At 68.1% G+C, this 12,943-nt stretch carries 15 protein-coding genes; 5 read left to right on the forward strand and 10 right to left on the reverse strand.

Going from position 1 to position 12,943, the window contains the following annotated elements; all coding sequences use genetic code 11:
* Nucleotides 1-20 precede the first annotated feature (20 nt).
* Nucleotides 21-1,253 (forward strand): dual-specificity RNA methyltransferase RlmN, encoded by a 1,233-nt coding sequence (gene rlmN, locus AB4Y99_RS06210; protein WP_441522715.1) that lies wholly within the window; start codon nt 21-23, stop codon nt 1,251-1,253.
* A gap of 9 nt (nt 1,254-1,262) precedes the next feature.
* Nucleotides 1,263-1,754 carry a hypothetical protein gene (locus AB4Y99_RS06215; RefSeq protein ID WP_113254779.1) on the forward strand — a complete coding sequence of 164 codons (492 nt, stop codon included), beginning with the start codon at nt 1,263-1,265 and terminating at the stop codon, nt 1,752-1,754.
* A 3-nt stretch (nt 1,755-1,757) separates the two neighbouring features.
* Here AB4Y99_RS06215 and AB4Y99_RS06220 read toward each other — a convergent pair whose 3' ends face one another.
* Nucleotides 1,758-2,450, reverse strand: coding sequence for an acid phosphatase (locus AB4Y99_RS06220; RefSeq protein WP_038358141.1), 693 nt, complete (start codon nt 2,448-2,450; stop codon nt 1,758-1,760).
* A gap of 63 nt (nt 2,451-2,513) precedes the next feature.
* Nucleotides 2,514-4,250: a gamma-glutamyltransferase gene (ggt, locus tag AB4Y99_RS06225; RefSeq protein ID WP_441522716.1), complete on the reverse strand. Its 1,737-nt coding sequence runs from the start codon at nt 4,248-4,250 to the stop codon at nt 2,514-2,516.
* 127 nt (nt 4,251-4,377) lie between these two features.
* Between ggt and AB4Y99_RS06230 the strand changes: the two genes are divergently transcribed.
* The 3 genes from AB4Y99_RS06230 to AB4Y99_RS06240 are packed head-to-tail and all read left to right on the forward strand — an operon-like array spanning nt 4,378 to nt 6,450.
* On the forward strand, nt 4,378-4,980 hold the full coding sequence (locus AB4Y99_RS06230; protein ID WP_051987414.1) for a LemA family protein: 603 nt from the start codon (nt 4,378-4,380) through the stop codon (nt 4,978-4,980).
* Between the two features lie 13 nt (nt 4,981-4,993).
* Nucleotides 4,994-5,845: a TPM domain-containing protein gene (locus AB4Y99_RS06235; RefSeq protein WP_441522717.1), complete on the forward strand. Its 852-nt coding sequence runs from the start codon at nt 4,994-4,996 to the stop codon at nt 5,843-5,845.
* Nucleotides 5,845-6,450, forward strand: coding sequence for a TPM domain-containing protein (locus AB4Y99_RS06240; RefSeq protein WP_162720246.1), 606 nt, complete (start codon nt 5,845-5,847; stop codon nt 6,448-6,450). Before AB4Y99_RS06235 ends, AB4Y99_RS06240 begins: the two co-directional genes overlap by 1 nt.
* A gap of 31 nt (nt 6,451-6,481) precedes the next feature.
* On the opposite strand, the gene AB4Y99_RS06245 is transcribed toward AB4Y99_RS06240, so the two are convergent.
* The 8 genes from AB4Y99_RS06245 to AB4Y99_RS06280 all read right to left on the reverse strand — a co-directional run.
* Nucleotides 6,482-7,249 (reverse strand): DUF1223 domain-containing protein, encoded by a 768-nt coding sequence (locus AB4Y99_RS06245; RefSeq protein ID WP_441522718.1) that lies wholly within the window; start codon nt 7,247-7,249, stop codon nt 6,482-6,484.
* 64 nt (nt 7,250-7,313) lie between these two features.
* Nucleotides 7,314-8,294, reverse strand: a complete 981-nt coding sequence (locus tag AB4Y99_RS06250; RefSeq protein WP_441522719.1) for a lipid A biosynthesis lauroyl acyltransferase — start codon at nt 8,292-8,294, stop codon at nt 7,314-7,316.
* Nucleotides 8,295-8,405: 111 nt separating this feature from the next.
* Entirely contained in the window at nt 8,406-9,428 is a 1,023-nt protein-coding gene (locus tag AB4Y99_RS06255; RefSeq protein WP_441522720.1) for a zinc-binding dehydrogenase, read from the reverse strand.
* 16 nt (nt 9,429-9,444) lie between these two features.
* Complete coding sequence (locus AB4Y99_RS06260; protein WP_441522721.1) at nt 9,445-9,729, reverse strand: type II toxin-antitoxin system RelE/ParE family toxin; 285 nt, start codon at nt 9,727-9,729, stop codon at nt 9,445-9,447.
* On the reverse strand, nt 9,726-9,974 hold the full coding sequence (locus tag AB4Y99_RS06265) for a CopG family ribbon-helix-helix protein (protein WP_113254772.1): 249 nt from the start codon (nt 9,972-9,974) through the stop codon (nt 9,726-9,728). Before AB4Y99_RS06265 ends, AB4Y99_RS06260 begins: the two co-directional genes overlap by 4 nt.
* 56 nt (nt 9,975-10,030) lie before the next feature.
* Nucleotides 10,031-10,777, reverse strand: a complete 747-nt coding sequence (locus tag AB4Y99_RS06270; RefSeq protein ID WP_441522722.1) for an SDR family NAD(P)-dependent oxidoreductase — start codon at nt 10,775-10,777, stop codon at nt 10,031-10,033.
* Nucleotides 10,774-12,054, reverse strand: a complete 1,281-nt coding sequence (locus AB4Y99_RS06275; protein WP_113254770.1) for a beta-ketoacyl-ACP synthase — start codon at nt 12,052-12,054, stop codon at nt 10,774-10,776. Before AB4Y99_RS06275 ends, AB4Y99_RS06270 begins: the two co-directional genes overlap by 4 nt.
* A gap of 12 nt (nt 12,055-12,066) precedes the next feature.
* The coding region (locus AB4Y99_RS06280; RefSeq protein WP_441522723.1) for a beta-ketoacyl-ACP synthase at nt 12,067-12,943 on the reverse strand (877 nt) is incomplete at its 5' end.

Consider the following 12,943-nt stretch of genomic DNA (forward strand, 5'->3'; position numbering starts at 1 on the left):
TGGGCGACGACAGAGCTCCGATGACCGTGTCCGTTCCTGAAACTGCCGCCCCGGCGGCCGAACCTGTTTTGCGGCGCCCCTCGCTGGTGGGGCGCACGCGCGCCGGCCTGGCCGAGGCGCTGTCCGAGATCGGCGTTCCCGAGAAGGAGCGGCGCATGCGCGTCGGCCAGCTCTGGAACTGGATCTACCATTACGGCGTGCGCGATTTCGACGCGATGACGACGATCGGCAAGGGGCTGCGGGCCGAACTCGCCCAGCACTTCTCGCTCGATCTGCCGGAGGTCACCGCCGAGCAGGTCTCGACCGACGGCACCCGCAAATGGCTGCTGCGCATGCCCTCCACCGGCCCGCGCGACCGCGGCGCCGAGATCGAATGCGTCTACATCCCCGAGGTCGACCGCGGCACGCTCTGCGTCTCCAGCCAGGTCGGCTGCACGCTGACCTGCACCTTCTGCCATACCGGCACGCAGCGCCTGGTGCGCAATCTGACGACCGAGGAGATCGTGGCGCAGCTCATGGTGGCGCGCGACCGGCTCGGCGATTTCCCGAATCGCAAGCCGCCGGAGGGCGCCTTCGTCCCGAACGATGGCGGGCGCTTCATCTCCAACATCGTCTTCATGGGCATGGGCGAGCCGCTCTATAATTTCGACGGGGTGCGCGACGCCATCGACGTGATCTCGGACGATCAGGGGCTTTCGCTCGGGCGCCGGCGCATCACCGTCTCGACCTCGGGCGTCGTGCCGCAGATCGGGCCGCTCGGCGACGAGATGGGCACGATGCTGGCGATCTCGCTGCATGCGGTGCGCGACGAATTGCGCAACGAGCTGGTGCCGCTCAACAAGAAATACCCGATCAAGGATCTGCTCGAGGCCTGCCGGAACTATCCCGGCCTGTCGAACGCGAAGCGGATCACCTTCGAATACGTCATGCTCAAGGGCGTGAACGAYWSCGATGCCGAGGCGCGCGAACTGGTGCGGCTGCTCAAGGGCATCCCGGCCAAGATCAACCTGATCCCGTTCAATCCCTGGCCCGGCACCAAATACGAATGCTCGGACTGGGACCGGATCGAGCGCTTTTCGGAGATCGTCTTCCGCGCCGGCTATGCCTCGCCGGTGCGCACGCCGCGCGGGCGCGACATCCTCGCCGCCTGCGGCCAGCTCAAGAGCGAGACCGAGAAGCTCTCCGCCCGCGCCCGGCTGATGCTGGAGCAGGACGAGGCCAACGCCGCCGCGCCGGCCGTGGCTGCGGAATAGGCCGGCTTGATGCTGCGCTGGCTGCTGCTGATCCCCTTCGCCTGCCTCGTCGCCATGGGGGCGGGGCTGTTCTTCCTGACGGCGGCCAGCGTCGCATCGCCGGCCGTGGCGCTGCTGATCGGCGGCGGCATCGAACGCCTGCTCGACATCCTGTTCGGCCTGGCGGAAAGCGGCGTCGATCCGACACCGGCGGCGCAGGCGGCGTTTGCCCTGATCGCGCGGCTGGGCCTTGCGATCATCGTCGCGCCGGTCGTGCTGGTGGCGGTCGGTTCGGAGCTGTTCGGATTGCGCAGCCTGCTGGTCCAGAGCGGGCTCACCGGCCTGCTCGCGGCGCTCTTGCCGTTGGCCATGCTGAGGCTTTCGCGCACGCCGAGCCCGGCCGAGCTGCAGATCATCTCCGGGCTCTTCCTGGTCGGTGCAGCGACGGGCTTCATCTACTGGCTGATCGCCGGGCGCGAGGCCGGCGGCGACAGGCGCCCCGCCGACCCGGTATCTCGGTAATCGTCAGAGGCCGAGGGCCTTGCGCAGCTCGGCCTTGGCGGCGGCGAATTCGGTCTGGAAGTCCTGCTGTTCCATGATCCGCGCCGCGATGACCGAACCGGCGATGCGGCCGGCCTCGATGTCCGAGCGGTAGTGGATGCCGCCGATGATGCGGTTCTCGCCATAGAACCAGGCGCGGTTCATGATCTCCACGCGCTTCTCCGGCACCATGTTCGACAGGACGATGCCCATCAGCGTGCCGACCGTGGTGTGGCCGGAGGGATAGGCGCCGGAGTTCGAGATCTTCACCACCGGCTTGACCAGCGGGCTGAGCTGATGCGGGCGCGGGCGCTTCCACGAGTCCTTGGCCGGATCGACGACGGCGCCTTCGGTCGCGACGACGCGGTCGAAGAAGGCCGAGAAGACCGGCAGCGCTTCCGGCTTGAAGGCGGGGCCCATCACGTCGGCGAAGCGCCAGACATTCTCCTCGGCGTCGGCCTTGGCCTTGGCCTCCATCTCCGGCGTGCGGGTGACCTGCAGCGTCAGCACCTCGCCGAGCTCGGCCTTGGTCTGCACGGAATCATCGGCCGGCGGCGGCTTGAGGAACAGCTGGAGATCGACGGATTTGGCGGATGTGAACGGTGCGGCGTCCTCAGCCTGGGCCGGCGAGAAGGCGAGCGTGGCGGCAGTCAGAAGGGCGAGTGCGAAATGGCGCATGGTGGCGGTCCCTGGTTGGCTGGGGAGGGACGCGCCGAGAATATGACAGCGTGATGAACCCGCTCAGTCTCCGATCGCCACGCCCTCGCGCCGGCCGTCGGCACCGCCGACGAACCCTTCCGGCGTCTTGACGATCACCTGCGTGCCGGAGGTCATCTCCATGAGCTGGACCTTGTGGCCTTTCGCTTCCAGAGCCGCCTTCCAGGCTTCCGCCTCGGTGCTTGCCTCCAGCTCGGTTGGGCCGTTGCGGCTGCCGAAATTGCCGAAATCGGCGGCAGCTTGAGGGTCCATGCGCCAGTCGAGCAAGGCGACCAACGTCTTGGCGACGAATTCGATGATCTGGCTGCCGCCGGGAGAACCCGCGACCGCGTAAAGCCGGCCGAAGGCGTCGAAGACCAGGGTGGGCGCCATGGAGGAACGTGGGCGCTTGCCGGGCTCGACCCGGTTGGCGACCGGCTTGCCGTCCTCTTCCGGCGCGAAGTTGAAATCGGTCAGTTCGTTGTTGAGCAGGAAGCCGGCCTTCGTCATCAGATGCGAACCGAAGCCGCCCTCGATGGTCGTCGTCATCGCGACGGCGTTGCCGGCCGCATCCACCACCGAGATATGGCTGGTGCCATGCTCGATGCCCTCGGAGGGGGCGAGCAAGCCGGCGCGCCGATGCGGCGGGTCGCCAGCCTGCGCCCGGCCCATGGAACGCTCCGGGCTGATCAGGGCAGCGCGCGAGCGGATATAGTCGCGGTCGATCAGGCCGCGCACCGGCACGGCGAGAAAAGCGGGGTCGGCGAGATAGAGGTTGCGATCGGCGAAGGCGAGCCGGCCGGCCTCGCTCAGCCAATGGGCGGCCTCGGGGCCCGGCCCCATCCGCCTGAGATCGACGCGCTCGAGCATGCCGAGGATCTGCTGGACGGCGACGGCGCCCGAGCTCGGCGGCCCCATGCCGCAGAGCCGCCAGACGCGGTAGGCACCGCAGACCGGCTCGCGCTCCTCGACCTTGTAGGCCGTGAGATCCGCAAGCGTCATGTCGCCGGGATTGCCCGGATGCTCCGCTATGGTGGCGACGATGTCCTCGGCGATCGGGCCCTTGTAGAGCGCATCCGCGCCTTGTGCCGCGATGGCGCGCAATGTTTCGGCGAAGGCCGGGTTCTTCAGGATCGTGCCGACGGCTTTGGGCTGTCCGTCCGCCTCATAGAAATAGGCGGCGGCGCGCGGATTTTTGGGAAGATCCTTGTCGCCGGCGAGGAGGCCGTTGAGGCGCGGCGATATCGCGAAGCCCTCCTCCGCGAGCTTGAGCGCGGGAGCGACCAGGCCGGCCCAGGGCAATTTGCCCCAGCGCCGATGCGCCTCCTCCAGCAGCCTGAGCGTGCCGGGCACGCCGACCGAGCGGCCCCCGATCACGGCCTCCCGAAACGGCATCGGCTTGCCGTCCTTCATGAAGCGGTCGGGCTTTGCGGCGGCGGGCGCCGTCTCGCGGCCGTCGAGCGTCGTCACCTTGCGGTCGAACTCGCCCCAATGAACGAAGAASGCRCCGCCRCCGATGCCYGAGCTCTGCGGCTCGACCAGATTGAGMACGAGCTGGATSGCGATSGCRGCGTCGGTSGCGCTGCCGCCGGCGCGCAGGATMTCGCGSCCGGCCGAAGCCGCGAGCGGATTGGCGGCGGCCGCCATGAACTGCCGCGCGGTCGTCTCGACCCTGGCGATCCGGCCGGTTCCCGCCTCCGGCGCGGGGGCGAGAGGCTGCGCGATCGCGATCTGCGCGGCGAAAAGCGCGGCTGGCAAGACGGTCAGTCGGGCGAAGCGCATGCAAGCCTCCGGCGGGGTTCGGCCCACCATAGGCCATTCGCCGCGCCCTGGCAGCTTTGACCGGAGCGGCGCGACAGGTAAGGTCCGAATCGACACCATTGCAACGCTGCCAAAAGGGGTTTTCGGCATGACGTTCTCCGCCCAGCTTCGCCGTCCGCTGGCCTGGTTCGCGCTCGGCCTTCTCGGCATCGCGCTCGCCGGCTGCGGCTACAACAACGTGCCGACGCTGGAAGAGAAGGCGAAGGCCGCCTGGTCGGAGGTGCAGAACCAGTATCAGCGCCGCGCCGACCTGATTCCCAATCTCGTCGAGACGGTGAAGGGTTACGCCGCGCAGGAGCGCGAGGTGCTGACGGCCGTGATCGAGGCCCGCGCCAAGGCGACGCAGGTCAAGGTCGATGCCTCGACCATCAGCGACCCGGCCAAGTTCAAGGAATACCAGGACGCGCAGAACCAGCTCACCGGCGCGCTGGGGCGGCTGCTCGTCACGGTGGAGCGCTACCCGGACCTGAAGTCGAACCAGAACTTCCTGGCSCTGCAGTCGCAGCTCGAGGGGACGGAGAATCGCGTCGCCGTGGCGCGGCGCGACTACATCCAGGCCGTGCAGGACTTCAACACCGAGATCCGCACCTTCCCGGGCGTGATCTGGGCCAAGCTGTTCTGGGGCGCCAAGCCGATGGAAACCTTCACCGCCACGGCCGGTGCCGAGCGGCCGCCGGCGGTGAAGTTCTGAAGCTGTGACGGCCATGCCGCAAGCGGCGCGGGGAACCCCTCTCCCGGATGGGAGAGGGGTTCTGCGTCGTGTTTCCCTGCTCTTTGTCTTCCTGCTCTGCGCTCTGCCGTCATTCGCCGCCGATCCGACCTATCCGGCACTCACGGGCCGCGTCGTCGATGGCGCCAACATCATCGCCCCGGAGGGGCGCCAGCGCATCGAGGACAAGCTCAAGGCGCATGAGGACAAGACGTCGGACCAGGTCGTGGTCGCGACCGTGCCTTCGCTGCAGGGGCTGGAGATCGAGGATTTCGCCAACAGGCTCTACCGGCACTGGCAGCTCGGCCAGAAGGCGAAGAACAACGGCGTGCTGCTGATCGTGGCGCCCAACGAGCGCAAGGTCCGCATCGAGGTCGGCTACGGGCTCGAAGGTGCGCTGACCGACGCGCTCTCCAAGGTGATCATCACCACGGCGATCGCGCCTAAATTCAAGACGGGCGATTTCGCCGGGGGCATCGAGGCCGGGACCGACGCCATCCTGACCATCCTGGCGGGCGACGCCGAGGAATGGCAGCGCCGCGCCGAGGTTCGCTCTGACGAGAGCACGATTCAGGAGGACATCGCCGTCGTCGTCGCGATGGTCCTGATCTTCCTGTTCATCGTCGCCTTCCTGCGGGGCCTGAGCCAGCAGAGTGGCGGCGCGCGCCGATACCGGACCCGTGACGGCCGCTGGATCGTGCTGCCGCCGGGCAATTCGGGCTGGGGATCCGGCTCGGGCTGGAGCGGCGGCGGGGGCTGGAGTTCGGGCGGTGGCTTTTCCGGCGGAGGCGGCTTCTCGGGCGGCGGGGGCTCGTCGGGTGGCGGCGGCGCTTCGGGGAGCTGGTGATGGATACCTCCGACAGGGATGCGATCGCCGAGGCGGTGCGCCGCGCCGAGCTGAACACGGCCGGCGAGATCGTCGTCGTCATCGACCGGGCCGCGTCGAGCTATCGCAATGTTCCGGTGGTGATGGCGCTGGCGCTCGCGCTGCTGGTGCCTTGGCCGCTGATCTCGCTGACGGCGATGAGCGCGCAGCGCATCTTCATGATCCAGCTCTTCTGCGCCCTCATCCTGCTCGGCGTGCTGCTCTGGTACGGTCGCGGCGGGCGCTTCGTGCCGGGCTTCATCAAGCGGCGCCGGGCCCATGACGCGGCGCTGCGCGAGTTCACGGCGCGGGGGCTGACGCGGACGAAGGGGCGCACCGGCGTGCTACTCTATGTGGCGCTGCAGGAGCGCTACGCCGAAGTCCTCGTCGATACCGGCATCGACGGGCGGGTCGATGAAAAGACCTGGGATGGCATCATCGAGCCCCTGCTCGCAGCGGCGCGCGATGACCGGCTGACAGAAGGCCTCATCGCGGCAGTGGATGCGGTCGGCGCGGTGCTGGCGCAGCACGTCCCGCCGGTTCCCGGTGACGTCGACGAATTGCCGAACAAGGTGATCCTGCTCTGAGGCTGCGCTCCTGCGGAGCGAGGAGGTTGGCTCAGGGCGCCGTCTTGCCGCGCGCGGCGCCGAGGATCGGCCCCGGCATCATGCCGTATTTTCCCGGCTGGTCGGTCTGGACGATGACGACATAGCCGTCCGCCTCCGGCGCCTGGGTGGCGCTCAGCGGGGCTGTGATCGTGGTTTCCTTGCCGTCCCAGTCGCCGACGCGGACCATGCCGCGCACGACATTCGCATAGGACAGGGTCTTGCCCTGGTTCTCGCCGCGCGTCACCGGCACCGAGGCCAGGCGCGTCGTCGGCAGAACCCAGACGCCGGCTGATCGCTCGCTTGCCAGGCCCGAGGGCGTGAGCTTGATCTCGAGATTGCCGCTCTTCTCCTCGAGCCCGATCCGGACCGGGAAGCCGGAGGGGGCGAGCTGGCGGATCGTCTTCTGGATCTCGTCCTTGTCGGAGCCGACCAGATGGCCGGAGCCGTTGACGACGACCTGCGGAGTATAGACCTGCCCGTCGCCACGGGCCTTGGCATAGAATTTCTGGCGCTTGGCGAAGGAGTCCTTCCCCAGCGTGTCCTTCCAGCCGAGATAATCCCAGTAGGTCACCGGCAGCGTCAGGGCGATGAGGTCGGGATCCTTCGCGAGCTCGATCACCAGCGCATCGGCCGGCGGGCAAGAGGAGCAGCCCTGGCTGGTGAACAGCTCGAGCAGCGCCTTCGGCTGCTTGCCGGGCGCCTGCGCGCCAACGGTCGCGATGCCCATGGCGAGGGCCGCAATCGTCACAGCAATGAGGCGCTTGCCGGGGAACATCATCGAACTCTGCGGACAACTTCTTTTGACGAGGTTACCAAAGCCCTCATTCGCCTTCATTTGGAAATCACGTTGCCTTGAAAACAGGCGTCGTCGCGCGGGTGTGATCGAATTCCGCCAGCGCCGCGGCCGAAATCATATTGGGCCGCCAGCGGCGATGCATCCAGAGCCACTGCTCGGGATTTTCGCGCACCCAGCCTTCGACCACCGCCGTCATCATCGCCATGGCGCCCTGGACGTCGATCTCGCCCTGCGCATCGCGCGGCAGGTCGAGGGGTGGCGTCAATTCCAGGCGGAAGCGCTGCTTCGGCAGGCGGATGACGCGCACGCCATGCACCGGACATTCGAAGCGCTTGGCGAATTTGCCCATGATCGGGTTGGTCAGCGCCGGGCGGCCGAAGAACGGCACCACGACGCCGCGGGTGAAATGCTGGTCGATCAGCATGCCCAGATGGCCGCCCTTCTCCAGCACGCCCTGCATGGCGAAGGCTGCGCCCTGCTTCGCCGCCGCGAGCCCACCCATGGCGCCGGAACGGATCTCGTGGACCACGGCTGCGATCGCGGGATCGTTGGGCGCGCGGAAGACGGCGGTGGTTTCGAGATCATAAGCCGCCGCGCAGATCGCCGGCAGCTCCCAATTGGCGAGATGGGCCGAGAAGATCAGGCCTGGCTTCTCGTCGTCCTTGAGCGCGATGAAATGCTCGATGCCGACGACCTCGACGCGCGAGTTGGGATCGGGGTTATGGTAGTCGTAATCGAACAGCGTCTTGAGATGCGCGTATTCGGCGGCGGTGCGGCCGAGATTCTCCCAGGCGGCGCGGGCGATGCGCTTGATTTCGGCCTCGTCCTTCTCCGGGAAGGCGGCGCGGATATTGGCGAGCGCGACCCGGTTGACCGGGATGAGCGGGCTCGCGGTCCTGAGCAGCCAGCCGCCGAGGTCGCTGGAGCGCTCCGGCCCCAGCAGGCGCAAGCCCGCAAACAGCGTGCGGATCACGCCGATCATCACCGCCGCGCCGATTCGCGCGGCGAAAGCCTTGATCCGTCTCAATGTCCTGCCAGCCCTATCCCGCCCGTGCCGAGAGCAAGACCGGGCCTTGAAGGCGCGATCTGGGGCAGGAATGCGCTGGCGTCAAGTCTCCGGCGGGGCCGGGAGCCCGTCTCAGAAGGCGATGACGACCTTGCCGAAGACCTTGCGCCCTTCGATCCGGTCGAGGCCTTTCTCGAATTCGGCGAGCGGGAAGACCGAGTCGATCACCGGTTTCATGCCGCCCGCCATCTTCTCCAGCGATTGCGTGATGTTCTCGATGCGGCAGCCGAAGGAGCCGGTGATGCGGTATTGCTGCTGGAAGAGCTGCATCAGGTTGATCGTCGCCGAGGGGCCGGAGGTCGCGCCGCAGGTGACGAGCCGGCCGCCGCGCTTCAGGCAGAGCAGCGAGCCGTTCCAGGTGTCGGCTCCAACATGCTCGAAGACGACATCGACGCCCTTGCGGCCGGTGAGCTTGCGGACGACGCCCTCGAAGCGATCCTCGCGGTAGTTGATGACGTGGTCGGCACCGAGCGCCTTGGCCTTGGCGCCCTTCTCGTCGTCGCCGACCGTGGTGTAGACCGTGCAGCCGATCGCCTTCGCCATCAGGRTCGCGGCGGTGCCGATGCCGGAGCCGCCGGCATGGACGAGGACCGACTCGCCGGGCTCGAGCTTCGCATTGTCGAACAGCATGTGCTGGACCGTGCCGAAGCCGATCGGCGCGCAGGCCGCGTCCTCGAAGGAGACGCCCTTCGGCGCCTTGATCGTCAGGCGCGCCGGGCGGTTCAGCAATTCGCGCGCGAAGCCGTCGATATGGAAGCCCATGATGCCGGCGACGTTCTCGCAGAGATTGTCGCGGCCCTCGCGGCAGGCCTTGCACTGGCCGCAGGTGTCGGCGCCATAGGCGGTGACGGTGTCGCCGGGGGCGAAGCCGGTCACGCCCTCGCCGACGCAGACGATCTCGCCTGCGGCCTCGACGCCCGCCGCCTGCGGCATCTTGCGCTTGGCGAAGGCCATGCCTCGGAAGCCCCAGAGGTCGAGATAGTTCAAGCCCACGGCCTTGATGCGGATCTGCACCTCGCCCGGAGCGGGCGGCGGCGGCGGCTCGATCTCCTCGAGACGGAGATCGCGGTCACCATGGAGCTGGAGGGAGCGCATGAGGATTCGACGTCTTTCAGATCTGGTCCGGCCATTGCCGGGAGGTGTGGATCACGGAGAGGATTTCGACAGCGTCGCCGCGCACGCGATAAGGCAGGATGTATGAGGTTCCGGGAACGAGGAGCTCGCGCGTACCTTCGATGCGCCCAGGCCGGCCGCTGGCCGGGTGGTGGAGAAGTTGCATCAGCGCGGCTCGAATCGTACGGATCATGGATAGCGCGGCAAACGGATTGAATTGCGTCAGGTAGCGTGYCGCGTCGCGCAGATTGCGCTGCGTTCTTGGCGTCCAGACGATCCTCATTGCCGGTCGATCTTGGCCTGTATCTCGGCCTCGATCGCATCAAGATCAGCCTCGGTGACGAACTCGCCCCGGTCCGCCTCGGCCAGGCCGGCCTTGATCTGCTCCACCTGCCAAGCGTTCAGCTCGACATAGGTCTCGATCGCCTTGGTGGCGAGCCAGCTCCGCGAGCGGTCGGTGTCGGCCGCCAACGCGTCGAGCTTGGCCAGCACCTCGTCGTCGAGGCGGATGGTGAAGGCTGCCGTCATGTCGGTTCACTCCGGTTCAGGATGAACCTTAACATGAACAGCCCTGTCGGTCGATATCAGCGGTGAACGCCGAGCTGGGCGGTCAACCCGCCGTCGATCGGCAGGACCGTGCCGCTGATATAGGCGGCGGGCTCGCTCATCAGGAAGGCGGCGAGGCCGGCGACCTCCTCGGGCTTCGCGAAGCGGCCAGCCGGGATCTGCCCCTGCATCTTGTCGCGATAGGCGGCGTAGGGGGCCATCATGTCGGTGTCGACGAAGCCCGGCGCGATCACGTTGACCGTGACGCCGCGCTTGCCGGTCTCGACGGCGAGCGTCTTGGCATAGGAGATCAGGGCGCCCTTGGAGGCGGCATAGGCGGCGTTCCCGGGATTGCCGCGCAGCGCCGCGACCGAGCCGATGGCGACGATGCGGCCGGCCTTGGCGCGGATCATGTTGCGCATCAGGCTCTTGGCGAGGCGGGTGAAGGCCCAGAAATTGACCTGCATCGCGGCTTCCGCCTTGTCCTGCACGATCATCGCGGCCAGCGAATCATAGGGCTGGCCGGCATTGTGGACGAGGCCGAAATAGCTCTCGCCCTCGCGCTCCTCGCAGAAGGTGTCGAGCTCGGCCTTGTCGGAGAGGTCGAGCGACAGGGCGCTGACCGCCCGGCCGGGATGGGCGGTGGCGATCTCCCCGGCCAGCGCCTTCGCCTGATCGGCGGAGGAGCGGAAGGTGAAATCGACATCGTGACCGGCCGCGACGAGCGCGCGCACGATCGCGGCGCCGACACCCTTGGCGCCGCCCGTTACCAGAATCTTGGTCATGCGGCCTCCGGAGGCGCCGTCAGCACGAGGCAGGTGTTCTGGCCGCCGAAGCCGAAGGAATTGGAGATGATGGTGCGCACCTTCGCGTCGCGAGCGGTGTTCGGCACGACATCGAGCGTGATCGCCGGGTCCGGATTGGCATAGTTGATCGTCGGCGGAATCTTGCCGTTGGCGATGGTCAGGAACGAGATCACCGCCTCGACGGCGCCGGCCGCGGTCAGCGTGTGGCCGATCATCGACTTGTTCGAGGAGATCGGCAGGCTCGCCATGCGCTCGCCGAAGACGGCGGCGCAGCTCATCGCCTCCATCTTGTCGTTCTCCGGCGTCGAGGTGCCGTGGGCGTTGATGTAGTCGACGTCGTCGGGCGTCAGCCCGGCATCGGCCAACGCGTCCTGCATGGCGAGGATCGCCGGCTTGCCGTCCGGGCTCGAGCGGGTGCGGTGGAAGCCGTCGCCGCGCTCGCCGCAGCCGGCGACGATGCCGAGGATGGTCGCACCGCGCGCCAGCGCGTGGTCGTAATCCTCCAGCACCAGCGCACCGGCGCCCTCGCCCATGACGAAGCCGTCCCGGTTCTTCGAGAAGGGCTTGGCCGCGCCTTCCGGCGGATCGTTCTGGGTCGAGAGGGCGGAGAGCAGCGAGAAGCGGATCAGCGCCTCGGCATGGATCGAGCCGTCGGTGCCGATGCAGAGCGCGGCCTCGGTATCGCCGCGGCGGATCGCCTCGACGCCCATCTGGATCGCGGTCGCGCCCGACGAGCAGGCGGTCGAGAGGGAGATCGGCGAGCCCTTGGTTCCGAAGCGGTCGGCGATATGATCGGCGACGCCGCCGAAGACGAAAAGCTCGTGCATCGCGCGGAACTTGCCGGTCTCGGCCGCGCGCAGCAGCCCGTCGTAATCGACGTCGCCTTCGATGGCCTGAGCCATCTCCTGCTTCTGCGGCCATTCCATCTCGACCGGCGGGACGGCCATGAAGAGCTCGCCCGGAAAATCGCCGGAGGTGCCGAGCCCGCTCTGGGTGACGGCTTCTTCCGCCGCCAGCGTCGCCAGTTTCTCGGAGAGCTGAGGGGCAGTGAAGGGCTCGTCGAACAGGAAATCGACGGTGCCACCGATCGTGGTGCGCAAGCCCTCGGTCGGGAAGCGCTCGATGCGGTGGATGCCGGATTGGCCGGCCGTCAGCGCCTTCCAGTTCGTCTCCTTGCCCTGGCCGAGCGAGGTGACGACGCCCAGTCCCGTAACGGCGACGATCGGGCGGCCCTTGGCATCACGATGCGTGGTCATGGCTTCAACCTCTCACGCTTGAACCAGATGCGCGGCGCCTTCGCCGCGCCAATGGCCGGCGCCGGTGACGACCGCTTGCTTCGCCTGCCCAGCCGACAGGGCGATGGCCGCGAGGGCCACGGAGACCGGAAATGCGGCCTCGACGCTATGGCCGACAAGATCGCCCGCCGCGATCCGCTTCGCCGATGGCGCAGCCTTCGCGAGCGCATTGGCCTCCTCGGTCGTGATGCCGGCGCAGCCGGTCGCGGCCGAGACGGCGAGGGTGTCGGCGCCGAGCGGGCCGAAGCCACCGACGAGCCCGGCCAGGGCCGACTCGACCGTGCCGGGCGCGCGGCGGCTGCGCGTCGCGCCGGCATGGCTGAGCTTGGCGTAGACCCTGGCGCCGCGTGCGGCGGCCCGCTCGGCCGATTCGAGGACGAGGAAGGCACCGGCGCTGCCGGTGATCAGGCCTGGAGCTTCCTCGCGCGCGAAGACGGGGGCGAAGCTGCCCCGGTGCAGATAGCCGCCGAGCTCGAAGAGCAGCAGCATGTCGCGGCGCTCGGCATTATAGGCGCCGCCGACCAGCATCAGGTCGGACTGGCCGGAAGCGATGCGGGCATGGGCGGTGCGGATGGCGTCGACGCCGGCCTGCTCCTCGCCCATGAAGGTGCGCGAGGGACCGGTGACGCCATGGACGATGGCGATGTTGCCGGCGAGCAGGTTGGAGAGCTGGGCGAGGAAGAGCGTGGGGCGCAGATCGCCCATCAGGTGCTCGTTGAGATAGGTGCCGGGCTCGTTGGCGCCGCGCAATCCCGTGAGGATGGCGGAATCCACCGCATGGTCGCGCTCGCCGCCGCCGGCGGCGACGATGACCTGCAGCGCGCTCTTGGCCTCGGCATCCTCCTTGATC

The organism is Allobosea sp. TAB14 (assembly GCF_052113865.1).
In the GTDB taxonomy this organism is placed as follows: domain Bacteria; phylum Pseudomonadota; class Alphaproteobacteria; order Rhizobiales; family Beijerinckiaceae; genus Allobosea; species Allobosea spartocytisi.

Excerpts from the sequence above, each read along its gene's own strand:
- AB4Y99_RS06220 (WP_038358141.1), bottom strand. The coding sequence starts at position 2,450 with ATGCGCCATTTCGCACTCGCCCTTCTGACTGCCGCCACGCTCGCCTTC.
- AB4Y99_RS06265 (WP_113254772.1), bottom strand. The coding sequence starts at position 9,974 with ATGACGGCAGCCTTCACCATCCGCCTCGACGACGAGGTGCTGGCCAAG.
- AB4Y99_RS06215 (WP_113254779.1), top strand. The coding sequence starts at position 1,263 with ATGCTGCGCTGGCTGCTGCTGATCCCCTTCGCCTGCCTCGTCGCCATG.
- AB4Y99_RS06235 (WP_441522717.1), top strand. The coding sequence starts at position 4,994 with ATGCCGCAAGCGGCGCGGGGAACCCCTCTCCCGGATGGGAGAGGGGTT.
- AB4Y99_RS06240 (WP_162720246.1), top strand. The coding sequence starts at position 5,845 with ATGGATACCTCCGACAGGGATGCGATCGCCGAGGCGGTGCGCCGCGCC.
- AB4Y99_RS06245 (WP_441522718.1), bottom strand. The coding sequence starts at position 7,249 with ATGATGTTCCCCGGCAAGCGCCTCATTGCTGTGACGATTGCGGCCCTC.
- AB4Y99_RS06270 (WP_441522722.1), bottom strand. The coding sequence starts at position 10,777 with ATGACCAAGATTCTGGTAACGGGCGGCGCCAAGGGTGTCGGCGCCGCG.
- AB4Y99_RS06275 (WP_113254770.1), bottom strand. The coding sequence starts at position 12,054 with ATGACCACGCATCGTGATGCCAAGGGCCGCCCGATCGTCGCCGTTACG.